This window comes from Synechococcus sp. HK05 (assembly GCF_019104765.1).
Classification (GTDB): domain Bacteria; phylum Cyanobacteriota; class Cyanobacteriia; order PCC-6307; family Cyanobiaceae; genus Vulcanococcus.
The window spans coordinates 277005-302839 of record NZ_JAHRXJ010000011.1; the positions used below are offsets into that span (position 1 = coordinate 277005).

A 25835-nucleotide genomic window follows, 5' to 3' on the forward strand; every position below is an offset into this window, starting at 1 on the left:
GGCGTGGGGAAACTCAGGACAACCCACCAAAGCCACTGCACCAGAGGAGATCTCATTTCCCCAGCCCTGGTGAACGAGCTGGCGAGCCATCACCAACTTTGGTGTTTTCCTCTGTTTCCCGGGATTGCGGAAAACGAACTTGATTGAGCGGCGATCGTTGGGTTGGGTTTTCCAGGGAGCGCTGGGCCTGTTTTCCCCAGGTTGTGGGCAGACGCTTTGCTGGGTGGATCGGGCTTGGTTGGTGCTCAAATGCCCGCAACAGGCACAAAAAAACCGCCGGGGGTACCGGCGGCTCTGTCCGTCTGGAGGCAGGCTCAGAAGCCCATCACGCGCGCCACGGTGGCGGTATCGGGCTCCAGGCCCGTGTGGAACTTGGAATCGTTGTGCTCGATCGCCGTGGTGGGGTCTTTGAGACCGTTGCCCGTGAGCACACACACCACCGTGGCTCCAGCCGGCACCTCCTCGCGGCGCTTGATCAGGCCGGCCACCGAGGCGGCGCTGGCGGGTTCGCAGAACACGCCCTCACCACTGCCCAACAGCTTGTAGGCCTCGATGATCTCGGCGTCGGTGACGGCCATGAAATCGCCGTTGCTCTCCGCCCGGGCCTTGAGGGCCCGCTCTTTGTTCACCGGGTTGCCGATGCGGATGGCCGTGGCGATCGTGTCGGGCTGCTCCACCGTGTGGCCGAGCACGAGCGGCGCCGAACCGGCGGCTTGGAAGCCCATCATCCGCGGCAGGCGACGGCTGTGGCCTGCTGCCTTGTATTCGTTGAAGCCCATCCAGTAGGCGCTGATGTTGCCGGCGTTGCCCACGGGGATGCAGAGCCAGTCGGGCGCTTCACCCAGGGCATCCACCACCTCGAAGGCGGCGGTTTTCTGTCCCTGCAGGCGGTAGGGGTTCACCGAGTTCACCAGGGTGATCGGGTATTGGTTCGCCACTTCCTGCACGATCGCCAGGGCGCGGTCGAAGTTGCCTTTCACCGCCAGTACCTCAGCGCCGTAGAGCAGGGCCTGCGCCAGCTTGCCCTGGGCCACGTAGCCATCGGGGATCAGCACGAAGGCACGCATCCCGCCGCGGCGGGCATAGGCGGCGGCGGCGGCCGAGGTGTTGCCGGTGCTGGCGCAGATCACCGCCTCCGAACCGGCTTCCTTGGCCTTGGAGATGGCCATGGTCATCCCCCGGTCTTTGAAGGAGCCGGTGGGGTTGAGGCCGTCGTATTTGAGAAACACCTTCACGCCCTTGCCGATGCGCTCGGCGATCACCGGGGCTGGAATCAGCGGCGTGGCACCCTCGCGCAGGGTGATCACCGGCGTCTTGTCGCTGACCGGCAGCCACTTGCGGTAGCCCTCGATCAGGCCGGGCCAGTCCTGCATGGCCGGGCGGGTGCGTCCCAGGCGCCGGCGAAGGGAGGACAACAGGGCCACGGGCAGCAGGGACGGTCTGGAGCCGAATCTACGGGGCGGGTTTCTGGGGGGCGCTGCTACCGCCGCTGGCCGCGCTGTTGCCGCGCAGGCCGTCGAGGGGCGATTCCATGAAGAACTGGATCAGCTCACTCACCGATTTCGCTTTCTGCAGCACCGCCAGCAAGGCCGGGATGCTCACTTCCATTTCATCCACCGGGTAGGCCTTGAGGAAGCTGATGGCGCTGAGCTTGCCGCCTGTGGCCACCAAGGCATTGATCACCCCCGCGCGCAGGGCAGGGATGCCCGCCCGCTTGGCATAGAGCGGATAGATGATCTGGGCGATCCGGGCCAGCAGGGCCTCGCCCAGGCGCGTGCTGAGCAGCCGGCTGGTGAGCAGCAAAGGAATCGACAGCTCTGCTTTGAGCAGCTTGCTCACCTCTTCGGGCTTCTGCTTGGCAATCAGAAGCACGTCGGCGATCAGCCCCCGGGCCTGGCCGGTGTCCGCCAGGTACTCGAGATCTGTCACGGCGATCGAGCGCCGGAAGGCCCCGGTCACAAACACCACGTTTTCGGCGGCGATGGCGGCGGGGCTGCTGCCGATCAAGCCCAGGCTCAGCACAGCAGCGGTGAGGCGCTGACGCTTGCTGATGGGCATGGCAGAACGCGCTGGGTTCGCCAGACCCTAGGCCGGCTTCCGCTGCAGATCAGCTCCCACCAACACATCGCGCACCAGGTGCACCACACCCCGCTCCGCCAGGCCGCGGGCCAGGTCGGCGCCCATGCGGCGCAGCTCTGTTTCCTGGAGCAAACGTGGCACCCGCTTGAGCAGCAATTGGGGATCAAAGCCCGGCAGCTGGCGCAGGATCGCCACCAGCCGTTGGATCGGCTCGAGCGAGAGCAATTCGGCGTCGTTGGCGCTCATCGGCAGGGCATCGCGTAGGCCGGGTGGCCGCAGCAGGCGCGGCAGCCGTTGGGTGATGCGCAGGGTGGTTTGCCAGCCCAGGGCATCCATTTGATTCACTGCTGCTTCCACCAGCTGCCCGCGCAGCATCCCGGCGTTAGGGGAGAAAAGGAAATCGAGCACCTGATCCAGTAGGCCCTCGAGATCGAGCTGGCTGCCGCTCGCGGCGCTGCTGATCAGGTTGTCGAGCCGCTGCCAGCGGAAGATCTCGCCGTCGAACAACATTTCTTTGAGGCTGTTCCGCAGCTGCGGGTCGGGGTCTTCCATCAACCGGCGCGCGAAATAGGGATAGGCGGCGCCGAGGATCTTGAAGTCGGGATCCACGCTCAGAGCGATGCCTTCGAGCGTCACCAGCGAGCGGATGATCAGGGCGTAGTAGGGCGGCACCTGGAAGGGGAAGCGGTACATCACGCCGCTGAGGTCGTCGGTGACGGCCTTGAAATCCATGCGGCTCACCCCCATCTCCAGGGCCTGGCCGAACACGCTTTCGAAGGCCGGCACGATCGGTGAGAGGTCCACGTCTTCCGCCAGGAAGCCGAGGCTCACAAAGTCTTTGGAGAGCTTGCCGAAGTTGCGGTTCACCAGGTGCACCACCGCCTGAATCAGACCGGTGCGGCTCTCGCGGCTCACCGTGCTCATCATCCCGAAATCGAGATAGGCCAGGCGGCCATCGGGCAGGGCCAGCAGGTTGCCGGGGTGGGGATCGGCATGGAAGAAGCCGTGCTCGAGCAGCTGTTGCAGCGAGCAGTTCACCCCCACGGTCACCATGTCGTCGGGGTCGATGCCGAGCTGGCGCACCGCCTCGAGGTTGGTGAGCTTCACGCCATCGATCCACTCCATCGTGAGCACGCGCCGGGCGGTGGCGTGGCGGTGGATGCGGGGAACGGCGATGCGGGGGTTGTGGGCGTGCAGTTCGGCGAAACGCTCGGCGTTGGAGGCCTCATTGCAGTAATCCATCTCCTCGAACACCCGCTTGCCCAGCTCATCGATCAGGGCCACCAGATCGGAGCGGATCAGGCCGATGTTGCGGTTGAGCCAGGCGGCGATGTTGCGCACGATGTAGAGATCGAGCGTGATCTGCTCGCGCAGGCCCGGCCGCTGCACCTTCACTGCCACCTTCTCGCCGTTGAGCAGTACGCCGCGATGCACCTGGCCCAGGGAGGCGGCGGAGATCGGTTCGCGTTCCAGCTCGGCGTAGATCGCGTGGATCGGGCCGCCGAGGTCTTCTTCGATGCAGGCCATGGCCAGGGCCGAATCGAAGCCAGGGAGTTGGTCCTGCAGGCCAGCCAGCTCTTCCAGGAGCAGGGGGGGCACGATGTCGGGCCGGGTGGAAAGGGCTTGGCCGGCCTTGATGAAGGCCGGGCCGAGGGAGGCCACCAGATCGGCCGCTTCTTTGGCGCGGGCGCGGGCGTGGTCGGGGTTGGCGAGGCGGCGGGTGAGCCAGTCGATCCCCACGCTCAGCAAATAGAGGCCGATGGGCACCAGCGTTTGCCAGAGGCGCCGGATCAGGCGTTGGGGCGCGCCGGCATAGATGCGGCTGATGGCGGCCGGGTCGTATTCGAGCAGGCCCGACACCTCAATGAAATCGCTGAGGTCGGCGTTGGGAGCGACGGCTGGGCTGCTCGGTTGCTTGCTGTCGTGTGTCCGGGATTCTGTACGGTCTGTACAGATTTCGAGATCTGCTTCCCGGGGTGATGGGTCGAGGGTTGGTGGCTCGGCTGCGGAGGCTTCGATCTCAACCCCGGCTGCCTCGCTGCCCAGCACCGTGCGGCGCATCGCGGCGCTGGCGGCTTCCAAGGGGGTGAGCGAAGGCGTTGGATTCGGCATGCCGCGGGTTGGGGCCCCGGGTGCCCTTTGAGGGTTGTCCCTCTTCTAAACGAAAGACACAGCCGCTACGGTCGGGCCGACTACCCGGCTGCCTGTGCTCACCGGTCTGCGCCTGCAGAACATCGCGCTGATTGAGCAGTTGCAGCTCGAGTTCAGCGGTGGATTCACGGTGCTTACCGGTGAAACCGGTGCCGGTAAATCCATCCTCCTGGATGCTCTCGATGCGCTGCTCGGTGGCAGTGGCCCGCGGTTGTTGCGTCAGGGCAGTGATCGGGGCGTGATCGAGGCCAGCTTCAGCCTCACGCCGCCGCTGCAGAGCTGGTTGGAGCTGCAGGAGCTGGACGCTGAAGAGGGTGAAATCCTGCTCAGCCGCGAATGGCGCTTGAGCGACGATCGCCTCAGCAGTCGCCACCGGCTGAATGGGGTGGCGGTGAACCGCGCTCAGATTCAGGAGTTGCGGCCGCTGCTGCTGGACCTCACCGTGCAAGGCCAAACCCAGCAGCTGGCCCGCCCTGGCCAGCAGCGGCGCTGGCTGGATCGCTACGCCGGCGAGGCGCTGCAGGTGTTGCTCAGCCCGGTGGCGGAGGCCTACCGCCGTTGGCGCTCTGCCGCCCAGCAACTGGAACAGGCCCGCAGCAACTGGGAGCAGCTGCAGCAGGAGCGCGAGCGCCAGGAGCAGTTGCTGGTGGATCTCGAGGCGGCCCAACTCCACGATCCCGCTGAGCGCGAGCAGCTCCAGGCTGAAGAAAACCGTCTCGCCCATGGCGTGCGCCTGCAGGAAGGGGTGATGACGCTCTTGGGTCGCCTGGTGGATGGCGCCGACGATGCCCCTTCGGCTCTTGACCATCTCGCCGCTTGCGAGGGGGAGCTGGCGGTTATGCAGCAGCTGGATCCTTCGATGGCTGAGTTGGCGGGCCGTGCCAATGAAGCCTTGGCGCAGCTCCAGGATCTAGCCCGCGATCTGGATCGTTATGGCGCTTCCCTGGAGAGCGACCCCGACAGCCTCGGCCAGCTGCAGGAGCGCATCGCTCAGCTCAAAGCGTTGGAGCGGCGCCACGGCAAGACCTTGGCTGAATTGATGGATTGGCGCGATCAGTTGCGAGAGCAGCTGGCGCCAGGCGGCGCTGAGGCCAGCCTGGAGGCTCTGGAAGCAGCTGAGTTGGCCGCTCGCACACAGCGCGATCGTTGCAACAGGGAGCTCACTACGGCGCGCCAGGCCGCGGCTGCTCGCCTGCAGGAGCAGCTGATGCAGGCGCTCCGCCCCATGGGTTTGGCCAATGTGCGCTTCAGCGTGGCGATCGAGCCGGCTGCTCCCGGTGAGGAGGGGGCCGATGCGGTGCAGTTCCTCTTTTCCGCCAACCCCGGCCAGCCCTTGGCGCCCCTGGCGGAGGTGGCCTCCGGCGGTGAGATGAGCCGCTTCCTGTTGGCCCTGAAAACCTGCCTGGCTGCGGCGGATCAACACGTCACCCTGCTGTTTGACGAGATCGACACCGGCGTGAGCGGCCGCGTCAGCGGCGCGATGGCCGACCTGCTGCAGCGTCTGGCCCAGCAGCGCCAGGTGTTCTGCGTCACCCACCAACCGCTCGTGGCCGCCGCGGCCGATCACCACTTCCGCGTGGCCAAACAGGTGCGCGATGGCGTCACCCACACCCAGGTGTCCCACCTGCGGGACACTCAGGCACGCCAGGCCGAGCTGGCCGAACTGGCTGGTGGCGATTCCGGCGAAACCCGCAGCTATGCCGCGAGCCTGCTGAAGCGCGCTGGTTAGCGGTCAGGCCAAGGCTGTCTTGGAGCTGGTGTGCTCCAGTCGCTACTGAACAGCCGCCCTAGGCTGACGTTGGCGTTGGACCTGGCCATGACGCTTGCAACCGTGCCTGCCAATGGTCTGGCTCCGCTCCTTCTGCCAGAGCGTCTACGCCTGACAGCTGAGCAATTCGAAGCCGTCTGCCACGCCAACCCCGATGCCGTGCTGGAGCTCGATGCCAGCGGCCAGTTGATTCAGATGACACCCACCGCCGGCGAAACCGGCGTACGCAACGGCACCTTGCTGATCTTGTTAGGCATGGCCCTTCGCGAATCAGGGCTGCCGCTCAAGCTGTTCGACAGCTCCACAGGGTTTCGATTGCCCGACGGCTCGGTGCTGAGCCCGGATGCTTCGTTGCTGCGGCGGGAGCGCTGGGACGCGCTGACGGCCGAGGAGAGGCGCGGCTTTGCACCCCTCTGTCCGGATCTGGTGGTGGAGCTGGCCAGCCCCAGCGATGAAGGTCCTCGCGGCCTCACGGCCCTGCGCCGCAAGATGGCGGCCTATCAGGCCAACGGTGCTCAGCTCGGATGGTTGCTGATCCCTGAGCAGCGCGCTGTGGAGGTGTGGCTGGCCGGGGCTTCACAGCCCGAGCGGATCGCGCCGGCCACAACACTCGATGCCGGCCCTCACTTCACGGGGCTGCAGATCGATCTGGATGAGGTTTGGCAGGGCTAGCCCCAGAGCTGCACCGAGCAGCTGGTCAGCGCCCGTAGACTCCTCCATTCCCGAGCCGCCTGGATGCCCCGCGCCCTCGCCAAGAGCGTGAACGAGAAAGCGGCGTTGCAGGCGCTGAATGGTGGTTCGCTCGAGGATGTGATCCGGGTGCGGGGTGCCCGCCAGCACAATCTCAAGAACGTCGACGTCACCATCCCGCGCAACCAGCTGGTGGTGTTCACCGGGGTGAGCGGCAGCGGCAAGAGCTCCCTGGCGTTCGACACGATCTTTGCCGAGGGTCAGCGCCGCTACGTCGAAAGTCTGTCGGCGTACGCGCGGCAATTCCTCGGGCAGGTGGACAAGCCCGATGTGGATGCGATCGAGGGCCTCTCGCCCGCCATCTCGATCGATCAGAAATCCACGAGCCACAACCCCCGCTCCACTGTCGGCACCGTCACCGAGATTCAGGACTACCTGCGTCTTTTGTTCGGCCGCGCCGGCGAACCCCACTGCCCGGAGTGCGATCGCTCGATCCGGCCCCAGTCGATCGACGAGATGGTCGATCAGATCCTCACCCTGCCCGAGGGCACTCGCTATCAGCTGCTGGCACCGGTGGTGCGCGGCAAGAAGGGCACCCACGTGAAGCTGCTCTCCGGCCTGGTGGCCGAGGGCTTCGCCCGGGTGCGCATCAACGGCGAAGTGCGTGAGCTGGCCGACAACATCGAGCTCGATAAGAACCACGCCCACAACATCGAGGTGGTGGTGGATCGTCTGGTGTCCCGCGAGGGCATCCAGGAACGACTCACCGATTCGCTGCGCACCGCCCTCAAGCGCGGCGATGGCTTGGCCTTGGTGGAGGTGGTGCCCAAGGGGGATGAGGAGTTGCCGGAAGGTGTGGAGCGTGAGCGGCTCTACTCCGAGAACTTCGCCTGCCCCGTGCACGGCGCCGTGATGGAGGAGCTGTCGCCGCGGCTGTTCTCGTTTAACAGTCCCTACGGCGCCTGCGCCGATTGCCACGGCATCGGCCATCTGCGCCAGTTCACGATGGAGCGGGTGATTCCCGATCCGTCGCAGCCGGTGTATGCCGCGGTGGCGCCATGGGCGGAGAAAGACAACGCTTACTACTTCTCCTTGCTCTATTCGGTGGGTGAGGCCTTCGGCTTCGAGATCAAAACCCCCTGGAACGAACTCACCCCTGAGCAGCACGAGGTGTTGCTGCACGGCTCGAAGGAGCCGATCGCGATTCAGGCCGATAGCCGCTACCGCAAATCGCAGACCTACGTGCGGCCCTTCGAGGGGATCCTGCCGATCCTCGAGCGGCAGCTGCGCGATGCCAGCGGCGAATCCATGCGCCAGAAGCTGGAGAAATATCTTGAGCTGGTGCCGTGCGCCAGCTGCCACGGTCTGCGCCTCAAGCCGGAAGCTCTGGCTGTGCGGGTGGGCCCCTACCGGATTCACGAGCTCACCAGCACCAGTGTGGGCGAAAGCCTGCGGCGGATCGAAGAGCTGATGGGGGTGGGCGCCCACGAAGGCGATACGCCGCTGCTCAACCCCCGCCAGATCCAGATCGGCGACTTGGTGCTGCGCGAGATCCGCATGCGCCTCAAGTTTTTGCTGGATGTGGGGCTCGACTACCTGAGCCTCGATCGGCCGGCGATGACCCTCTCAGGCGGTGAAGCCCAACGCATCCGCTTGGCCACCCAGATCGGCGCTGGCCTCACCGGCGTGCTCTACGTGCTCGATGAGCCGAGCATCGGCCTGCACCAGCGCGACAACGACCGCCTGCTCAACACGCTCATCAAGCTTCGCGATCTGGGCAACACCCTGATCGTGGTGGAGCACGACGAAGACACGATCCGCGCCGCCGATTACATCGTGGACATCGGCCCCGGCGCCGGCGTGCATGGCGGCCACATTGTGGCGGAAGGCGATTTCAACGCCCTGATCAGCGCGGAAGACTCCCTCACTGGCGCCTACCTGAGCGGTCGCCGCTCGATCCCCACCCCGGCTGAGCGGCGCGATACCGGTTCCCGCAAGCTCACGCTCGTGGGCTGCGCCCGCAACAACCTTTCTGGCTTCGATGTGGAATTTCCCCTGGGCCGCTTGGTGTGTGTGACCGGGGTGAGCGGCAGCGGCAAGAGCACGATGGTGAACGAGCTGCTGCACCCGGCGCTCGAGCACAAGCTCGGCATGAAGGTGCCCTTCCCCTCCGGCGTGGAAGAACTGAAGGGAATCAAGGCGATCGACAAGGTGATCGTGATCGATCAATCGCCGATCGGCCGCACCCCCCGCTCCAACCCCGCCACCTACACCGGCGCCTTTGATCCCATCCGCCAGGTGTTCGCTGCCACGGTGGAGGCCAAGGCCCGCGGCTATCAGGTGGGCCAGTTCAGCTTCAACGTGAAGGGCGGCCGCTGCGAGGCCTGCAGCGGCCAGGGCGTGAACGTGATCGAGATGAACTTCCTGCCCGATGTCTATGTGCAGTGCGACGTGTGCAAAGGCGCCCGCTACAACCGCGAGACATTGCAGGTGAAATACAAAGGCCACACCATCGCCGATGTGCTGGAGATGACAGTGGAGCAGGCCTGCGAGGTGTTCTCTGCCATCCCCCAGGCAGCGGATCGCCTGCGCACCCTGGTGGATGTTGGCCTCGGCTACGTGAAGCTGGGCCAGCCGGCGCCCACCCTCTCAGGCGGTGAAGCCCAGCGGGTGAAACTCGCCACCGAGCTCTCCAAACGTGCCACCGGTAAAACGCTTTATCTGATCGACGAACCCACCACCGGCCTCAGCTTCTACGACGTGCACAAGCTGATGGATGTGATCCAGCGGCTGGTGGATAAGGGCAATTCCGTGCTGGTGATTGAGCACAACCTCGATGTGATCCGCTGCTCCGACTGGATCATTGACCTCGGACCCGAAGGCGGCGATAAGGGCGGGCAGATCGTGGTCACGGGAACGCCAGAAGAGGTGGCTGCCCATCCCACCAGCCATACGGGGCGCTATCTCAAGCAGGTGCTGGAGCAGCACCCGCCGCAGCCGGTGGCGGCTTAACGGCAGGAGCTCAATTCAGCAACGGCACCAGCTCGGCCATGGCTTCATGGCCGCAGAGCCCCAGGGTTTGACCATTGCCGGTGTCGTCTTCCGCCTGAAGCTCAGAGGCATCCAACCGCAGGCTGCGGCCGTCGCTGAGCACAGCGGCCACCACCGGGCTGCGGTCTTCGCGCAGATCGATTAGCTGATCGCCGCGTTGGCTGAAGCGCATGCCGATTTGGCCGATGTCGCCCCGTTGGCAGCGGCGTAGGCTGTTGGCTGCCAGGCGCTTCAGTTGGCCGGAACGGCTGGCCAGCAGCACGGAGCCTTCTGGGCTGACGCCGGCTGCCCCCACCACAGCCTCCCCCGGGAGAAGGCGCAGCAACACCGGTCCCTGCGCATTCCGCCCCATCACCGGCAGGTTGGCCTCGTTCACCGCCAGCCGCAGCAAACGGCCGGTGGAGCTGGCCACCACCAGTTCTTCGTCGTCGCGGCAGAGCACCACCCGTTGCAGGGTTACGCCGTCTTTGAGTTTGAGCACCGAGGTGGCCCGGCCGGAGAGCTCTTGGACATCCTCGATCGGCAGCCGCTTGAAGCGGCCATCGCTGCTGAGCAGGCCGATGCTTGCGCCGGCGGCGGCCTCGCCCGCAGGCATGGGCAGCAGCTGCACCACCCGTTCGCCGCTCATCCCTTCCGGCAGGAATTTCTCGAGGGTGCCCGGTTGCTGGCCGGCGAACTCCCACCGCAGCAGCGCCACCCGGCCCGCATCCGTGAAGGCGAGCAGCGCCGGCTTCTCGCTGATCGGCAGGATCAAGCGCGCCGGCGAGGGGTTGTCGCCCAGCGGTGCCGGCTCATCCAGGTGCAGGCGACCCAGCAGCTGCGGACCCACCACCTTCACCTGGCCGTCGGCCTGGATCACCAGGCGGCCATCGCTGGGCAGGCCCTCAAAGGCGCGCTGGCGCAGCAGTTCGGTGTTGGGGCGTTGGGCGGCGGTGCGTTGAGCTACTAGTTCGTCGCCGCCTTCCACTAGGCGTGTTCGGCGTGGTGTGGCGAAGCGTTTTTTGAGCGCTTTGAACTCGGCCACCATCGCGTCGAGCAGGGCCGGGCGTTCATCCAGGAGATGCCGCAGGCGGCTGCGCTCCTGGCGCAGATCCTCGGCTTCCTTGCGCAGGCTTTTCTGTTCCAGCCCCGTGAGGCGCCGCAGCGGCATGGCGAGCACCGCATCGGCCTGGCGTTCGTTGAGGTCGAGATGCACCTGCAGGCTCGCCTTGGCGCTGGCGGCATCGGGGGCGGCGGTGATCATTTCGATCACCTTGGGCAGGGCATTGAGGGCGGTGATCAGGCCTTCCACCACCTCGAGGCGATCCTCCGTGCGCTTGAGCGCATGGCGCGTGCGCCGGATCAGGGTGAGTTCGCGGTATTCGAGGAATTCCTGCAGCAGTTGGCGCAGGGTGAGCTGGATCGGTTTGCCGTGCACCAAGGCCAGCAGGATCGCGCCGTAGTTGCTCTGCAACGCGGTGCGGCGTTGCAGTTCGCCCAGCACCGTTTCCGGGTTGGCGTCGCGGCGCAGTTCCACCACCACGCGCATGCCTTCGCGATCGCTCTCGTCGCGGATGTCGGCGATGCCGTTGATCTTGCCGTCGTTCACCTGCTCGGCCAGCTTCTCGATCCAGCCGGCTTTGCTCAGCTGATACGGCAGCTCAGTGATCACCACGGCGCCGCGCTTGTGGCGGCCCTTGCCGGGCTGGATCTCCTCGATGTGGGCCACACCCCGCATCGGGATGCTGCCGCGGCCGGTGAGATAGGTGTCGCGCACACCGCTGCCGGTGAGCACCTCGCCGCCAGTGGGGAAGTCGGGCCCGGGTACCAGCTCCAGCAGCTTCTCGTCGGCCAGATCCGGTTTGCGCACCAGGGCGATCAGCGCATCCACCACCTCGCCCAGGTTGTGGGGCGGGATGTTGGTGGCCATGCCCACGGCGATGCCGGTGCAGCCGTTGAGGATCAGGAACGGCAGCTGCGCCGGCAGCACCGTGGGCTCCTGCTGGGAGCCATCGAAGTTGGGGGCGAAATCAACGGTGTCGTCGCCGATTTCATCGAGCATCGCCTCGTTGGCGATCGGTGCCAGACGCGTTTCCGTGTAACGCATGGCGGCCGGCGGGTCGTCGTCCACCGAGCCGAAGTTGCCGTGGCCGTCCAACAGCGGGTTGCGGCTGGCGAAGGTCTGCACCAGGCGCACCAGGGCGTCGTACACCGCCTGGTCGCCATGGGGGTGGTACTTACCGAGCACGTCGCCCACCACGCGGGCGCATTTGCGATACGGCCGATCGGGGGTGAGCCCCAGCTCGTGCATCGCATAGAGGATGCGGCGCTGCACCGGCTTGAGACCGTCGCGGGCGTCGGGCAAAGCCCGGCCCACGATCACGCTCATCGCGTATTCCAGGTACGAGCGCTGCATCTCCTGGTGCAGCTCGATCGGCTGGATACGCCGGTCATCGGATGGGTCCGGCAGCGGCTGATCGGGGCGCGCCTTGGGCATCCGTGGCTTAGGCCGGGGGGCTGAAAGTGGCGCTCAGCCTACAGATCCTGGGCTGAGTCGGCTTATTCGCCGCCCAGGTCGTCGTTGCCGCCGGCATTGGCCTGGGCCCGCTCCACATCGGCTTTCAGGGCAGGGTCGGTGAACAGCTGTGCTGTGGCGCTGCGCAATTTCGGTCCCCAGAGCTGCTCCTTTTGCCAGCTGTCGAGCACGTAGTTGGGCTCTTCCGCCAGGGCCTTGGCAGCGAGCGCCAGGCTTTCCGTGTTGCCCGGCGTTTTGCTGTTCAGGGCTGCGGCCAGGGCCAGGGTGGGTTCGGCCGCGCGCTTGATCTCCAGCACCCGCCGCCAGCGCTTGATTGCTTCCGCGTCTTTGTTTTGTTCGTAGAGAACCAGGGCCTGGTTGTTGATCGCTTCCCAGAAATCAGCGCGCAGCTTCGAGGCCCGCTCGAAGGCCCCCAGCGCGTCACCGGGTTTGCCCATCAGGATGAAGGCGTTGCCGAGATCGAAGTAGGCACCGGCGTTTTTGCCGTCGAGCTTCAGGCCTTCGCGGATCAGTTCAGCGGCTTCGGAGGGTCGGCTGTCTTTGAGGGCCAGGGAGCCCTGGGCAAACAGGATGCCGGCATTCTTCGGGTCGAGGTCTCGCGCTTTGGCCAGCGACACCGCGGCGGCCTTGTCTTGGTTGCTGCGCAGTTGCGCTTCCGCCAGCAGCACCCAGCCGCGGGGGTCATTTGGGATCAGTTGCACCGTGAGGGCCGCCAGCCGGGCCGCGTCCTCGGCCTGGCCGATGCGCAGCAGCCGCGCCGCCGCCTGGGCGATGCCAAGGCCCGCTCCCTCAAGGTTTTGCTCGCTGGGCAGCACCACGTAGGGCACCAGCGCCTGCGCCGGTGCGGCGCTCAGGGCCGAAAGCATCAACGGTGCCGCCGCCAGAACCTTCAACCAGCGCGCAGCCATCGATGCAGGGCGATCACCGTCGCAGGTTAGGCAGGGGTGGAGGTGCTGGCTGCGCGGATGTTGCGCCGCCACATGGCGGGTTTGATCCGGCGTAAGGCGGAGGCCCGCAGCTTCTCGTCCCACTCGTCATCGCTCCAGCCCAGCGCCTCGTCGGGGCGGAGATCCAGCCACCACGGGCGTGGCTGCAGATCGGGGTCGCTACTGCTGGGTAGGGGCTTCTGATTCCAGGGGCACACGTCCTGGCAGATGTCGCAGCCGGCCACCCAGCCCTCCAGGGATTTGGCGATCGCAGTGGGCAGTTCCGCGTCGCGGTTTTCGATCGTGTGAAAGGCGATGCAGCGGCGGGCATCCACCACAAACGGTTCGCTGATCGCGGTGGTGGGGCAGGCATCGATGCAGGCGCTGCAGGCGCCGCAGGCCGGTACCGCTGGCGGGTCGGCCGGTAGCTCGGCGGTTGTGAGCAGATGACCAATCAGGAGCCAGGAGCCGTGCTCGCGGCTGATCAGGTTGCTGTGTTTGCCGATCCAGCCCAGTCCCGCTTCTTCGGCCCAGGCCTTATCGAGCAGGGGCGAGCTGTCCACACAGGCCCGCCAGTGCACACCGGGTCGCTGGGCTTCCAGCCAGCGCCCGAGGGCCCGGAGCCGGCCATCGATCACCCGGTGGTAGTCGCGACCCCAGCCGTAGCGCGCCACCTTGAGGGAGCCCCTGGCGCGCTCCGCATCGATGTAATAGGGCAGTCCCACGGCCACCACGCTGCGCATTCCCGGCAGCAGCGCCTCCGCCTTCCGGCGGCGCGGGTCGGCCATCCAGGCCATGTCCGCCTGGTGGCCCGCGGCCAGCCAGCGCTCGAGGGCTGCGGTGCGCAGCTGCAGCCGCTCACTGCCGGCCGCTGAGGCGATGCCCACCGCCGCAAAGCCCAGTTGCCTTGCCTGTTGCTTGAGGGTGTCAGCCAGGTCCACCACCCCTACGATTGCGCGATTGCGTCAACACCACTGTGAGTTCAGCAGCGTCCGGCCGTTTCGGCAGCTTGTTCCGTTGGCTGGGCATCACCCTGGTGGTGTTGCTGGCGCTGCAACTGGTGGCCGTGCTGGCGGTGAACGGTTGGGGTGAGGAGAGCTTCCGCCAGCTCCTCTCCACCACCCTGGTCACCCAGTCGCCCATGGCGTTCGTGGGCATGTTGCTGATGCTGATCGGCCAGCGCCTCGATGAGCCCGTGCCCGGCCGCACCCCCCTGCGTTGGTTCGTCGCCGTGGTGAGTGGCCTGTTGGCATTGGCCCTGCTGATCACCATTCCCGTGAGCATCAGCGGCGATCGCGCCGTGAGCGATCAGGCCAACCAGGCCCTCTTGGCCCAGCGCGGTCAGCTGGAGATGGCCAAGGCTCAGCTGGAGAACCCCCAGGTGCTCGAGCAGGTGATCGCCCAGGGCGAGCAGGCTGGCCAGATTCCCGCCACCGCCAGCGACGCCGAGAAGAAGAAGGCCGCCCAGGCCTTCATGAACCGCCAACTGGATCAGGCGGAAGATCAGCTGAAGCAGGCGGAAAACCGCCGCGATCTGGCGGCCAACCAGCGCCGCATCGGCGGCACGGGCACCGCTGTGGTGCTGCTGGTGGCCTTCACCCTGCTGGCGGTGGTGGCCGTTCTGTGAGGGCGGCTGGCTAAGTTGCCAACTGGACTCTTTTCACCGGACGCCCCGGCCTGTCATTGGTGCAATCCAGTCCCAGACCTGAGCAGCCCCTGGGCGATCGCCTCCAGCAGGACCTCAAGAACGACCTGATCGCCGGCCTGCTGGTGGTGATCCCGTTGGCCACCACGATCTGGTTGGCCACCACGGTGACGCGCTTTGTGCTGGCGTTCCTCACCTCGATCCCCAAGCAGCTCAACCCCTTCAACACCCTGGATCCGATCCTCCAGGAGTTGATCAACCTGGGGCTGGGCCTGTTGGTGCCCCTGCTGGGGATCCTGTTGATCGGCCTGATGGCCCGCAACATCGTGGGCCGTTGGTTGCTCGAGTTCGGCGAGGGCACCCTGCAGCGCATCCCTGTGGCGGGCTCGGTCTACAAGACCCTCAAGCAGCTGCTGGAAACCTTCCTGCGGGATAACTCCAGCCGCTTCCGCCGGGTGGTGCTGGTGGAATACCCCCGCGAGGGCCTCTATGCCCTGGGGTTCGTAACGGGTGTGCTCGGCGCCACCCTCTCGGCTGGCTTCGATCAGCCGATGCTCAGCGTGTTCATTCCCACCGCGCCCAACCCCACCACCGGCTGGTATGCCGTGGTGCCGGAGGCTTCGGTGAAGGATCTCGACCTCTCGGTGGAGGATGCCTTCCGCACGATCATCTCGGCCGGCATCGTGAATCCCGACGAACGCGAAACCCCCGCCAGCCGCAGCTTCTCCAGCCTGCTGGCCCAGCTTCGGGCCCCGGCCTACTCCCCTCTTCCTTCCAACAAGGCCTGATGCAGAGCCGCACCGTTGCCCGCGAACTGGCCCTGCTGATGCTCGGCCAGATCAGTGATCGTCAGCCGGCGGCTGACATGCCCCTCGATGCGCTGTTGCAGCAAGCGCAGGCCTCGCTCAGCCAGCACGTGCGTGAGGCCCTCGATCAGGCCGCTAGCGATCTCCAGGCTGCCCAGCAACAGCTGCTCGATAGCGAACTCCAGGATCAGGGCGGCAGTGAGGAACTGCCCAAGGTGCGCCAACACCTGCAGGACGGCCTCGCCCATGCCGAACAGGGCCTCAACCGCCTCTCCGCCAGTCTTGAGCTCCCAAGGCTGCTGATGCTCTCCGATCAGGACGAGATCCGCCGCGGTGCCGTGGAGCGCGCCCGGGCGGTGCTGCGGGGCCGCGAGGATCTCGACCAGCGCCTCGATGCCGTGATGGAAGGCTGGCGCCTCACCCGCCTGCCCCGCATCGACCGCGACATCCTGCGCCTCGCCGCCGTGGACATCGAGCAGTTCAACACCCCCGCCGCTGTGGCCTGCAACGAAGCCGTGGAGCTGGCCAACCGCTACAGCGATGAGCAGGGCCGCCGCATGATCAACGGCGTGCTGCGCCGCTTCACCAGCGCCCCCGCCAAGGGCTGATCCGGAGGCGCCCATGGTTTACGACTGGTTCAATCGCAGCGCGGCCCCCCAGAACCCCGAGGAGCCCCAGCCGGAACAACCCCCGCAGCCGCCGGCCGCCGAAGAGGCACCTGCCGCTGCGGCCCCTGATGTTGTCCAGCCGGAACCAAGCCTGGAGCCTGCCCTGTCGGCTCCTGCCGCGGCCGCGCCCGCCGTTGGAGCTGTCGATCAGGACGCCCTTGATTGGGCCCGTCAGGCCTACGCCCGTCTGAAGGCTCAGCAGGAGGCCCAAAAGCAGGCCGCGGCTGGTTCGCCAGCTGTTTCAGCATCGGCGCCAGCACCGCAGGTGAGCGCCGCCGATGCAGCTGTAACGACCGCCCAGGATTCTGATCAGTCTGTACAGAATCCTGGACAGTCCGTCGAAGTTGCTCAATCGCCTGCCCCTGAGCCGCCCGCGCCTCCGGTTTTCAAGGCTGTGATTGCACCGGAAACTCCTGTTCAGGCGCCTCCTGTTCCGCCAGAGCCCCAACCTTCGGCGGCTCCCGCCGCGGGTCAGTCGTTGTTGGAGCAGGCCGCCGCTCAGCGTGCGCAGCGCCAACAGGAGCTGCTGGAGCGGGCGATTGATGTGCCCACTGAGGCAGCAGCCCCAGCGGCTCCAACGGCAGCGCCCGCCACTGCGCCTGTTGCTGCACCTGCCGATGAGGCTGCCCCGCAGCTAGGAGCCTTCGACGAGGATTTCACCTGGTCGGCCGAAGTGTTGGCCGCTCAGGGCCGCAACCTCGACGACATTTCCCTCGAGGAGATCGATTGGCTTGGCCGCCTGCGCCGCGGCATGGAGAAGACGCGGCGCGGATTCGTCACCCAGCTGCTCGACAACCTCGGCGACGACCCCCTCACCCCCGAGGTGCTGGACGATCTCGAGAGCCTCTTGCTGCGCGCCGATGTGGGTGTGCAGGCCACCGATCAGGTGCTCGAGGCCCTGCGCAAGCGCCTCAACGAAGAGGTGGTGGAGCCGGCGGAGGGCATTCGCTTTCTGAAGGAGCAGCTCAAGGGGTTGCTCGATGCCCCGATTGAGGCCAGTGGTGCCCAGTTGCTGGCGCCTGAGCGCGGCCGCCTCAACGTGTGGTTGATGGTGGGTGTGAACGGGGTGGGCAAAACCACCACCCTCGGCAAGCTCGCCAACCTGGCGGTGCGCAGCGGCTACAGCTGCCTGATCGCCGCCGCCGACACCTTCCGCGCCGCCGCGGTGCAACAGGTGGCGGTGTGGGGTGAGCGCAGTGGCGTCACCGTGGTGTCGAACCCCTCGGCCAATGCCGATCCGGCGGCGGTGGTGTTTGACGCCATCGGCGCGGCCCAGGCCAAGGGCACCGATCTGGTGCTGGTGGACACGGCCGGTCGTCTGCAGACCAAACACAACCTGATGGAGGAGCTCTCCAAGGTGCGTCGCATCGTCGACAAGTTGGCGCCCGATGCCCTGGTGCAGTCGTTGCTGGTGCTTGATGCCAGCCAGGGCCAGAACGGCCTGAAGCAGGCCATGGCCTTTGCCCAGGCTGCTGGCCTCACCGGCGTGGTGATCACCAAGCTCGATGGCAGTTCCCGCGGTGGTGTGGCACTCGCCGTGGCCTCGGAAGCGGGCCTGCCGATTCGCTTCATTGGTGCTGGCGAGGGGATCCGCGATCTGCGCCCCTTCAACAGCTTTGAGTTTGTGGAAGCCTTACTCGCGAAGTAGATACAAACCGGTCAGCCGCTCCTGAAAACGCGGCTATCTTGCGGGCACTTCGCGGCCGCTCGGTGAGCAGCAAGCCGCCCCCACGGCGGTCTGACCCACCGCTTCAGAGCCACGCCGACCGCGCTGCCCTGCCGCGGCCCTCATCGGCGCTGGCATCCGTGCGGCAGCTGCTCGACAGCCTCAGCCGCGAGCAGCGTCGCAACCAGGAGCTGTTGGCTTCGCTGGGTTTTGCCCTGCGCAGCTTCACCAACCTCGGGCGGTTTCTCGAGCTGGTGCCGTTGGTGGCTGCCCGGCTGGTGGAAGCCGAAGGGGCAGTGCTGATTCCCTTCCATCCCGACGGGCGCCTCTGGCGCGAGCAGCTGCATGGAGGTCCGCCAGAGCTGCTGCAGGCCCTGGCCAGCCTGCCTGACGCAACGGTGCTGCAGGCTTCCGGTGAGGAGGCGGTGGCCCAACTGCTCGATCGCCTGGTGCGGCGTCAGCTCACCGATCGGCCCCTGTTTGCCACCTCGGTGGTGGCTCGCAGTCGTTGCCGCGGCCGGCTTTATGTGTATGGCCCCCGCAGCGGCCTGAGCTGGAGTGAGAGCTACCGCCGCCATGCCCAGTTGGTGGCCGACCTCACTGGCGTGGCGATCGAGAGTGAGCAGTTGCTGCAGGAAGCGCGCCGGCATGAGCGCGTCGATCGGCAGCTCTCCACCGGCGCTGAGATCCAGGCCCAGCTGCTGCCAGATCACTGCCCCGTGATTGAGGGGGTGGAGCTCGCGGCCCGCTGCCGGCCCGCGTTCCAGGTGGGCGGCGACTACTACGACTTCATCCCCACCAGGCCCCAACTCCTCGGCCGCCGCCGCGAGCAGGGGCGCTGGGCGTTGGTGGTGGGCGATGTGATGGGTAAGGGGGTGCCCGCCGGCCTCTTGATGACCCTGCTGCGCGGCATGCTCCGCGCCGAGGTGCTCAGCGGCCATCCTCCCGATCGGATCCTGCACGACCTCAACCAGCTGGCCCAGGAAGACCTCGCCCAGTCGCACCGGTTCGTGACCCTCTTCTATTCCGACTACGACCCGCGCACCCGTCTGCTCCGTTTCGCCAATGCGGCCCACAACCCACCGCTGATCTGGCGGCGGATGCGCCATGCCGTGGATCGGCTGGATGCCCCCGGCCTGTTGATTGGCCTGCAGCCCGAGGCCGAGTACGGCTGCGAGCAGATCGTGCTGGATCCCGGCGATGTGCTGCTTTGCTACACCGACGGTGTCACCGAGGCCAGTGGTCTTAACGGTGAACGTTTCGATGAGGAGCGCCTGATCGCTGCGCTGCAGGCCGCCTGCCGTTCTGGAGTAGGGGCCCAAGGCATTCTCGATCAGGTGTTCGCCCGCCTCGATCGCTTTGTGGGGCCCGATCGCCAGCTCGATGACGACGCCTCGATGGTGGTGCTGAAGGTGCGCGAGGAGGTGATGCTCCCCTCGCTGCCCCACTGAGCTGCGAAATCGCCTGCCTGCCAAGCTGAACCTCAACTGATCGAGCCGGGCCCCGATGGCCGTTGAGTCGTCTTCCTCCACCTGGAGCCAGCGTTTTGAGGAGGGGCTGCATCCGGCGATCGAGCGCTTCAATGCCTCGATCGGCTTTGACATCACCCTGCTGCAGCAGGACCTCGATGGTTCGATCGCCCACGCCCGCATGCTCGCCAGCACCGGCGTGATCACGGCTGAGGAAGCCGAGCAGCTGGTGCTGGGTCTCGAGCAGGTGCGCAGTGAAGCCGCCGCCGGCCAGTTCAACCCCGGCCTCGACGACGAAGACGTGCACTTCGCAGTGGAACGCCGCCTGATCGCGATCCTCGGCCCCCTGGGTAAAAAGCTGCACACCGGCCGCTCCCGCAACGACCAGGTGGGCACGGATCTGCGCCTGTGGCTCCGCGGCCAGATCGATGCCATTGACGGCGCTCTGGTGCGCTTTGAGCGGGCGCTGCTGGATCAGGCCGAAGCCCACGCTGAGGTGATGATCCCGGGCTACACCCACCTGCAGCGGGCCCAGCCGATTTGCCTGGCCCACCATCTGCTGGCTTATGTGGAGATGGCTGAGCGCGACCGGGCTCGGCTGCGGGACCTGCGCAAGCGGGTGAACATCTGCCCGCTTGGGGCTGCCGCTCTGGCGGGCACGCCAGTGCCGATCGATCGACGCCACACCGCTGCGGCCCTCGGCTTCGACGACGTGTACGCCAACAGCCTCGATGCGGTGAGCGATCGCGACTTTGCGGTGGAGTTCAGCGCCGCCGCCAGCCTGGTGATGGTGCACCTGAGCCGGCTGAGCGAGGAGGTGATCCTCTGGGCCAGCGAGGAGTTCGGCTTTGTGAAACTCACCGACCGCTGCGCCACCGGCAGCAGCCTGATGCCCCAGAAGAAAAACCCCGATGTGCCCGAACTGGTGCGTGGCAAGTGCGGCCGGGTGTTCGGCCACCTGCAGGGGCTGCTGGTGATGATCAAGGGCTTGCCCCTTGCCTACAACAAGGATTTCCAGGAAGACAAAGAAGCGCTGTTCGATGCCGTGGCCACCACCCTGGCCTGCCTGGAGGCGATGGCGATCCTGTTTGAGGAGGGGCTGCAGTTCCGGCCCGATCGGCTCGAGGCGGCCGTGGGCTCCGACTTCTCCAATGCCACGGATGTGGCCGACTACCTGGTGGCCAAAGGTGTGCCCTTCCGTGAGGCGTATCAGCTGGTGGGGGGCTTGGTGAAGGGCTGCCTGCAGGAGGGGATCCTGCTGCGGGAGCTGCCCCTGGAGCGTTGGCAGCAGCTGCACCCGGCTTTTGAGGCCGACATCTACGACGCCATTCATCCGCGCCAGGTGGTGGCGGCCCGCCGCAGTGAGGGGGGCACGGCCTTTGATCAGGTGCGCCTGCAATTGCAGCGTTCTCGCGCCCGGCTCGAGGCAGACGGCTGAAATGCCGCTGGCGGATCTAGTGTTCAGGCGCTGAAGTTTCGCCTAATCGGCCCCATCGGCCTGTGAGCATTTTTGTTGGCAACCTCCCCTTCCGCGCGGAACAGGAGGACGTGGCCGAGCTGTTCGCCCCCTTCGGTGAAGTGACCAACTGTTTCCTGCCCCTGGAGCGGGACACAGGCCGCAAGCGCGGTTTTGCCTTTGTGGAGCTGGCCGATGAGGACAGCGAATCCCGTGCAATCGACGCCCTCCAGGGCGCCGAATTGATGGGTCGCCCCCTGCGCATCAACAAGGCCGAACCCCGTGGAAGCGGCGGTGGTGGCGGCGGCGGCCCTCGGCGCGGTGGCTACGGCGGCGGCGACCGTGGCGGCTATGGCGGTGGCGGTGGTTACGGCGGCGGGGGCCGCAGTGATTACGGCGATCGTTCCGGTGGTTATGGCGGTGGCGAGCGCTCCTCCGGTGCCCGCGGCTGGGAAGATCGCAGCTATGGCGGCGCCCCCGATCGTGGCGGTGATTCCTTTGGCGCAGGCCGCACCCGGCGCCGGCGCAGCAGCGGTGGCGACGACTGACGGCTGTCGCGAGACGCTGTGTTTGACGGGCTCGCCCTAGAGCCCGCGCTCTTCCAGCTGCGTTGCAGCGCGCTCCAGCACCTCGGGGCCTGCATCGCGGGCTCCGGCGGCTTGGCCCAGATCGCGGCGCCAGTGCCGTGCGCCACTCACCCCTTCCACCACCTGCACCAGATGGCGGGCGATCGCCCAGAGCCGACCGCCGCTGCTGCACCACGCCTCGGCGTAGGGGATCAGGCCTCGCACCACGGCTGAGGCGCTGGCGATCGGTTGGCTGTCATCGCTGAACAGGTCGCGGTCCACCGTGGCCCAGCGCAGCGGGTGGTCGTAGGCGGCGCGGCCCACCATCACGCCATCCACCTGTTGCAGCTGTTCTGTGCAGCTGCCCAGATCCAGCAGGCCGCCGTTGAGCTCGATCGTCAGTTGGGGGCGATCCTGTTTGAGCTGATGCACCAGCTCGTAGCGCAGCGGCGGAATCGTGCGGTTCTGCTTGGGATCGAGCCCCTCCAGCCAGGCCTTGCGGGCGTGCACGCTGAAGCGTTGGGCGCCGGCTGCGGCCACGGTGTCCACAAAGGCCAGCAGTTCCTCGTAGGAATCGCGCTCATCGATGCCGATGCGGTGCTTCACCGTCACGGGTAGCGGCGCGGCCGCCGCCATCGCAGCGATGCAGCGGGCCACGTGGTTGGGCTCGGCCATCAGGCAGGCCCCGAAACGCCCCTTTTGCACCTTTTCGCTGGGGCAGCCCACGTTGAGATTGATCTCGTCGTAGCCGCGATCGGATGCGATGCGCGCCGCTTCCGCCAGCAGCTCCGGGTCGTCGCCGCCCACCTGCAGCGCGATCGGGTGTTCGATCGGATCGAAATCAATCAGGCGCTCGCGCCGCTCGCTGTAGTGCAGCGCCTGGGCCACCACCATCTCGGTGTAGAGCAGGCTGCGCCGGGTGATCTGCCGCATCAGCACCCGGAAGTGCCGATCGGTGTAGTCCATCATCGGGGCCACACTGAAGCGATAGGCCCCGTTCAGCAGCGAATCGGGCATTGCCCCATGGTCGCCTTTCACGACAATGCCTCCCTCCTCTGAGCACTGGTCGCTGGTGGTGGCCGGTGGTGGGCCAGCCGGGTTTATGGCGGCCATCGCCGCGGCGGAGGCGGGGCTCAAGCGGGTTCTAGTGCTCGAGAGCACGCCCGAGCCGCTGGGCAAGGTGCTGATCAGCGGCGGCGGCCGCTGCAACGTGACCCATGCCTGCTGGGATCCGCGCGAGCTGGTGGGCTCCTACCCCCGCGGTGGCAAGGCGCTGCGCGGCCCCTTCAGCCGGTTCGCCGCCGGTGATGCGGTGGCCTGGTTCGATGAGCACGGCCTTGAGCTGGTGGAGGAGCCCGATGGCCGCATGTTTCCCCGCGCCAACCGCTCCACGGCGGTGATTCAGTGCCTGCGCCGCGCGGCGGCCGCGGCCGGGGTTGAGTTGCGCACCCACTGCGCGCTGCAGGGGGCGCAGGTGCGGCCGGAGGGGGGATTCGCGTTGCAGCTGCGCGGGGGAGCTGCTGGGTCTGAGGCTCTGCGCGGCACGCTCACCGCCGAACGCTTGCTGCTGGCCACGGGCAGCCATCCCAGTGGTCGCCGCCTGGCGCAGAGCCTGGGCCATGGGCTGGTGGCACCGGTGCCATCGCTGTTCACCCTGGCCTTCAAGCCCAATCCGCTGGTGGCCTTGGCGGGGGTGGTGATGGATCCGGTGGACCTGGAGCTTGAGCTGGATCTCGATCAGGGCGCTGGCCCACCGCCGCCGGGTATGCCTCATCGCTTCCGGCAGCAGGGGCCGCTGTTGATCACCCACTGGGGTCTGAGCGGCCCGGCTGCCCTCAAGCTCACAGCTTTTGCGGCCAGGGCTCTGCACCACTGCGGTTATCGGGGCAGCTTGCGGGTGGATTGGAGCGGTGGCCGCACCCAGCCCCAGCTGGAGCAGCTATTTGCCGATTGCCGCTGTGATCACGCCCGCCGCCAGCTCAGTAACGCCCGCCCCTGGCCCGCCCTCAGCCGCCGCCTTTGGCAGCACCTGCTCGATCAGCAGGGGGTGGAGCCCGAGCGCCGCTGGGCGGATCTGGGCAAGCGTCAGCAGCAAGGTCTGATTGAGAGCTTGCGGCGCAGCACGTACGCCGTGACGAGCCGCGGCCCCTTTGGCGAGGAGTTCGTCACCGCAGGCGGCGTGCCGATTGGGGAGGTAAACCTGGCCACCATGGAGAGCCGCTGCACCCCCGGGCTCTACCTGGCCGGCGAGCTGTTGGATGTGGATGGCATCACCGGTGGCTTCAACTTCCAGCACTGCTGGAGCTCCGGCTGGCTGGCCGGGCAGGCGATCGCTGAGGCGGCAGCGCAGCGTGCAGCAGCAATAAACTAGTTATCGAACCAGCTTGCTGATCCGTGCAGCCCTCCATCGGCGCGTTTGAGGCCAAGGCCCAGCTCTCGCGGTTGCTGCGGGCTGTGGAGCAGGGCGAGCACTTCACCATCACGGTGCGCGGTAAGCCCGTGGCCGATCTGGTGCCCCATCGCGCGGCATCCAGTCAGGGCTTGGCCGCGGCGATTGAGGCGCTGCAGGCCTTTCCCCGCATTCGTGGCGTCGGTGATGCCGATTTGGCCGGCTTCATCGAGGAGGGTCGCCGTTGACCCTGGTGATCGATGCCTCCATGGCTCTGGCCTGGGTGTTTGAGCGGGAGAAGGCCTCTGATGCGGCACGGGCGAATCGGCTGCTTGCCGCCTGTGGTGATCAGTCTTGGTGGGTGCCTGGTCTTTGGCACCTGGAAGTGGTTAATGCCCTGCTGGTGGCTGAACGCCGCCATGTGATCGAGTCGAGCGCCAGCGATCTGTTTCTCATCCGCTTGAGCGGTTTGCCGATCTGCACGGATGGCGATCTCGGGCCGGAGCAACAACCTCGGTTGATCGCCTTGGCCCGTGCCCATGGCCTCTCCAGTTACGACGCCACCTACCTCGATCTGGCCCAGCGCCTTGGGGCCACGTTGGCCAGTTTCGATCGCAAGCTCAACCAGGCCGCAGCAGACTTTGGTGTTCCGCTCTTCGACTGAGCGACGCGCCCTTACTTGATCTGATCGAAGATCGAGAACATTGGCAGGTACATCGCCAGCAGGATCGAGCCCACGATCCCGCCCACGATCACGATCATCGCCGGCTCCAGCATCGAGGTGAGTGCCTTCACGGCGGCCTCCACTTCGTCTTCGTAGAAGTCGGCCACCTTGGAGAGCATCGTGTCCATCTGGCCGGTTTCTTCGCCGATGGCGAGCATGCTCAGGGCCAGCTCGGGGAACACCTGTTTGCGCCCCAAGGCCACGCTCAAGGGGATGCCTTCCTGCACGTCTTGCCGAGAGGCCACGATCGCGTCGGCGATCACGGCGTTGCCCGCCGTTTCCTGCACGATCTCCAGCGACAGCAGGATCGGTACCCCCGCCCGGGTGAGGGAGCTGAAGGTACGGCAAAACTTGGCCGTGGCGGTTTTCTGAATCAGGTCGCCGAACAGGGGCAGCTGCAGCAGCAGGCCATCCACGCGGCGGCGGCCATCGGCGGTGGCGTAGTAGCGGCTGAACAGCCAGGCCGCCACCGTGAGCACCAGCACCAGCAACAGCGAAAACGAAGAGCGCAGCAGCTTGCTCAGATCCACCATCAGCTGGGTGAACAGCGGCAGTTCGGCCCCCAGGTCTTCGAAGATGCCGGCGAAGGTGGGGATCAGGAAGATCGTCATCCCCAGGAACACCAGCACGGCGATCACCAGCACCGCCACCGGGTAGCCCATCGCCCCCTTGATCTGGTTCTGGAGCTTGGCGTTGCCCTCCAACAACTTCGCCAGGCGCCGCAGGCTCTCATCGAGCACCCCGCCCGCCTCGCCCGCTTCCACCATGGCGATGGTGAGCTTGTCGAACACCTTCGGCCAGCGCCGCAGCGCCGCCCCGAGGCTGCCCCCTTGATTCACGTCGGTGCTTACCGCCGTGAGCGCCCGCTTGAACAGCGGCATCCGCTGCTGCCGCGCCATCAGATCGAGGCTGCGCACGATCGGCACCCCCGCATCCACCAGGGCCGCCAGCTTGTTGGCGAACAGGGCCTTCTCGCGGATGCCGGGCCGGGCCTCCAGCAGGCCGGAAAGATCCAGGCCAAACACGGTGGTGGCCGGGGTGCTGGAGACGGCGGGGGTTCCATGCCCTGCGGTGCCCCGAGGGGCCGCGGCTGTGGCTGCACCGCCGCGACCGCGACTGGAAGTGCCCTCCACCAGCTCCAGGGCGCTGGGCACGATCCCGCGCCGGCGCAGATCACGGCGGGCGCTGGCGGCATCGGCGGCCGTGAGGCGCAGCTGGCGGGTCTGACCGGCGCGGGTGGTGTAGGTGGCGCTGAAGCTGGGCATG

Annotated in this window: 21 protein-coding genes; 13 read left to right on the top strand and 8 right to left on the bottom strand. The window is 66.8% G+C overall.

The window, feature by feature from the left end; translation table 11 throughout:
• Positions 1-314: 314 nt before the first annotated feature.
• From thrC to KUL97_RS10805, 3 genes are all read right to left on the bottom strand, one after another.
• Positions 315-1373, bottom strand: a complete 1059-nt coding sequence (thrC, locus tag KUL97_RS10795; RefSeq protein WP_217797309.1) for a threonine synthase — start codon at positions 1371-1373, stop codon at positions 315-317.
• Positions 1374-1452: 79 nt separating this feature from the next.
• Positions 1453-2058 (bottom strand): alpha/beta hydrolase, encoded by a 606-nt coding sequence (locus KUL97_RS10800; RefSeq protein ID WP_217796981.1) that lies wholly within the window; start codon positions 2056-2058, stop codon positions 1453-1455.
• A gap of 27 nt (positions 2059-2085) precedes the next feature.
• Positions 2086-4191 carry an AarF/ABC1/UbiB kinase family protein gene (locus KUL97_RS10805; protein WP_254896423.1) on the bottom strand — a complete coding sequence of 702 codons (2106 nt, stop codon included), beginning with the start codon at positions 4189-4191 and terminating at the stop codon, positions 2086-2088.
• A 94-nt stretch (positions 4192-4285) separates the two neighbouring features.
• Here KUL97_RS10805 and recN point away from each other — a divergent pair, with 94 nt between their 5' ends.
• From recN to uvrA, 3 genes are all read left to right on the top strand, one after another.
• A complete protein-coding gene (recN, locus tag KUL97_RS10810; protein WP_217796982.1) occupies positions 4286-5959 on the top strand; it encodes a DNA repair protein RecN in 1674 nt (557 codons plus the stop codon).
• A gap of 87 nt (positions 5960-6046) precedes the next feature.
• Positions 6047-6670, top strand: a complete 624-nt coding sequence (locus KUL97_RS10815; RefSeq protein ID WP_217796983.1) for a Uma2 family endonuclease — start codon at positions 6047-6049, stop codon at positions 6668-6670.
• A 63-nt stretch (positions 6671-6733) separates the two neighbouring features.
• Positions 6734-9700, top strand: coding sequence for an excinuclease ABC subunit UvrA (gene uvrA, locus KUL97_RS10820; RefSeq protein ID WP_217796984.1), 2967 nt, complete (start codon positions 6734-6736; stop codon positions 9698-9700).
• Positions 9701-9710: 10 nt separating this feature from the next.
• Here the strand turns inward: uvrA and KUL97_RS10825 are convergent, their stop codons facing one another.
• From KUL97_RS10825 to queG, 3 genes are all read right to left on the bottom strand, one after another.
• Positions 9711-12215, bottom strand: a complete 2505-nt coding sequence (locus tag KUL97_RS10825) for a DNA topoisomerase (ATP-hydrolyzing) subunit A (protein ID WP_217796985.1) — start codon at positions 12213-12215, stop codon at positions 9711-9713.
• Between the two features lie 62 nt (positions 12216-12277).
• On the bottom strand, positions 12278-13162 hold the full coding sequence (locus tag KUL97_RS10830) for a hypothetical protein (RefSeq protein ID WP_217796986.1): 885 nt from the start codon (positions 13160-13162) through the stop codon (positions 12278-12280).
• A gap of 26 nt (positions 13163-13188) precedes the next feature.
• On the bottom strand, positions 13189-14124 hold the full coding sequence (gene queG / locus KUL97_RS10835) for a tRNA epoxyqueuosine(34) reductase QueG (RefSeq protein WP_217796987.1): 936 nt from the start codon (positions 14122-14124) through the stop codon (positions 13189-13191).
• 32 nt (positions 14125-14156) lie between these two features.
• Between queG and KUL97_RS10840 the strand changes: the two genes are divergently transcribed.
• From KUL97_RS10840 to KUL97_RS10870, 7 genes are all read left to right on the top strand, one after another.
• On the top strand, positions 14157-14807 hold the full coding sequence (locus KUL97_RS10840; protein ID WP_368656145.1) for an HpsJ family protein: 651 nt from the start codon (positions 14157-14159) through the stop codon (positions 14805-14807).
• Positions 14808-14863: 56 nt separating this feature from the next.
• On the top strand, positions 14864-15613 hold the full coding sequence (locus KUL97_RS10845; RefSeq protein ID WP_010312605.1) for a DUF502 domain-containing protein: 750 nt from the start codon (positions 14864-14866) through the stop codon (positions 15611-15613).
• A complete protein-coding gene (gene nusB / locus KUL97_RS10850; protein WP_217796989.1) occupies positions 15613-16239 on the top strand; it encodes a transcription antitermination factor NusB in 627 nt (208 codons plus the stop codon). Before KUL97_RS10845 ends, nusB begins: the two co-directional genes overlap by 1 nt.
• Positions 16240-16252: 13 nt before the next feature.
• On the top strand, positions 16253-17947 hold the full coding sequence (gene ftsY, locus KUL97_RS10855) for a signal recognition particle-docking protein FtsY (RefSeq protein ID WP_217796990.1): 1695 nt from the start codon (positions 16253-16255) through the stop codon (positions 17945-17947).
• Between the two features lie 128 nt (positions 17948-18075).
• Positions 18076-19416 (top strand): PP2C family protein-serine/threonine phosphatase, encoded by a 1341-nt coding sequence (locus KUL97_RS10860; protein ID WP_217797311.1) that lies wholly within the window; start codon positions 18076-18078, stop codon positions 19414-19416.
• A gap of 55 nt (positions 19417-19471) precedes the next feature.
• Positions 19472-20872 (top strand): argininosuccinate lyase, encoded by a 1401-nt coding sequence (gene argH, locus KUL97_RS10865; protein WP_217796991.1) that lies wholly within the window; start codon positions 19472-19474, stop codon positions 20870-20872.
• Positions 20873-20934: 62 nt separating this feature from the next.
• Complete coding sequence (locus tag KUL97_RS10870) at positions 20935-21438, top strand: RNA-binding protein (RefSeq protein ID WP_217796992.1); 504 nt, start codon at positions 20935-20937, stop codon at positions 21436-21438.
• 36 nt (positions 21439-21474) lie between these two features.
• Here the strand turns inward: KUL97_RS10870 and dusA are convergent, their stop codons facing one another.
• Positions 21475-22473, bottom strand: a complete 999-nt coding sequence (gene dusA, locus KUL97_RS10875) for a tRNA dihydrouridine(20/20a) synthase DusA (protein ID WP_217797312.1) — start codon at positions 22471-22473, stop codon at positions 21475-21477.
• Positions 22474-22498: 25 nt separating this feature from the next.
• Between dusA and KUL97_RS10880 the strand changes: the two genes are divergently transcribed.
• The 3 genes from KUL97_RS10880 to KUL97_RS10890 are packed head-to-tail and all read left to right on the top strand — an operon-like array spanning position 22499 to position 24509.
• Complete coding sequence (locus tag KUL97_RS10880; RefSeq protein ID WP_217796993.1) at positions 22499-23827, top strand: NAD(P)/FAD-dependent oxidoreductase; 1329 nt, start codon at positions 22499-22501, stop codon at positions 23825-23827.
• Positions 23828-23850: 23 nt separating this feature from the next.
• Positions 23851-24093, top strand: coding sequence for a type II toxin-antitoxin system prevent-host-death family antitoxin (locus KUL97_RS10885; RefSeq protein WP_217796994.1), 243 nt, complete (start codon positions 23851-23853; stop codon positions 24091-24093).
• Positions 24094-24098: 5 nt separating this feature from the next.
• Positions 24099-24509 carry a type II toxin-antitoxin system VapC family toxin gene (locus KUL97_RS10890; RefSeq protein WP_368656163.1) on the top strand — a complete coding sequence of 137 codons (411 nt, stop codon included), beginning with the start codon at positions 24099-24101 and terminating at the stop codon, positions 24507-24509.
• A gap of 11 nt (positions 24510-24520) precedes the next feature.
• Here the strand turns inward: KUL97_RS10890 and KUL97_RS10895 are convergent, their stop codons facing one another.
• A complete protein-coding gene (locus tag KUL97_RS10895) occupies positions 24521-25834 on the bottom strand; it encodes a type II secretion system F family protein (RefSeq protein WP_217796996.1) in 1314 nt (437 codons plus the stop codon).
• Between the last annotated feature and the right edge of the window lies 1 nt (position 25835).

Coding starts and splice junctions, on each gene's coding strand:
- KUL97_RS10800 (WP_217796981.1), bottom strand. CDS start 2,058: ATGCCCATCAGCAAGCGTCAGCGCCTCACCGCTGCTGTGCTGAGCCTG.
- KUL97_RS10815 (WP_217796983.1), top strand. CDS start 6,047: ATGACGCTTGCAACCGTGCCTGCCAATGGTCTGGCTCCGCTCCTTCTG.
- argH (WP_217796991.1), top strand. CDS start 19,472: ATGGCCGTTGAGTCGTCTTCCTCCACCTGGAGCCAGCGTTTTGAGGAG.
- nusB (WP_217796989.1), top strand. CDS start 15,613: ATGCAGAGCCGCACCGTTGCCCGCGAACTGGCCCTGCTGATGCTCGGC.
- KUL97_RS10830 (WP_217796986.1), bottom strand. CDS start 13,162: ATGGCTGCGCGCTGGTTGAAGGTTCTGGCGGCGGCACCGTTGATGCTT.
- uvrA (WP_217796984.1), top strand. CDS start 6,734: ATGCCCCGCGCCCTCGCCAAGAGCGTGAACGAGAAAGCGGCGTTGCAG.
- KUL97_RS10805 (WP_254896423.1), bottom strand. CDS start 4,191: ATGCCGAATCCAACGCCTTCGCTCACCCCCTTGGAAGCCGCCAGCGCC.
- dusA (WP_217797312.1), bottom strand. CDS start 22,473: ATGCCCGATTCGCTGCTGAACGGGGCCTATCGCTTCAGTGTGGCCCCG.
- ftsY (WP_217796990.1), top strand. CDS start 16,253: ATGGTTTACGACTGGTTCAATCGCAGCGCGGCCCCCCAGAACCCCGAG.
- KUL97_RS10880 (WP_217796993.1), top strand. CDS start 22,499: ATGCCTCCCTCCTCTGAGCACTGGTCGCTGGTGGTGGCCGGTGGTGGG.
- KUL97_RS10825 (WP_217796985.1), bottom strand. CDS start 12,215: ATGCCCAAGGCGCGCCCCGATCAGCCGCTGCCGGACCCATCCGATGAC.
- KUL97_RS10895 (WP_217796996.1), bottom strand. CDS start 25,834: ATGCCCAGCTTCAGCGCCACCTACACCACCCGCGCCGGTCAGACCCGC.
- thrC (WP_217797309.1), bottom strand. CDS start 1,373: ATGCAGGACTGGCCCGGCCTGATCGAGGGCTACCGCAAGTGGCTGCCG.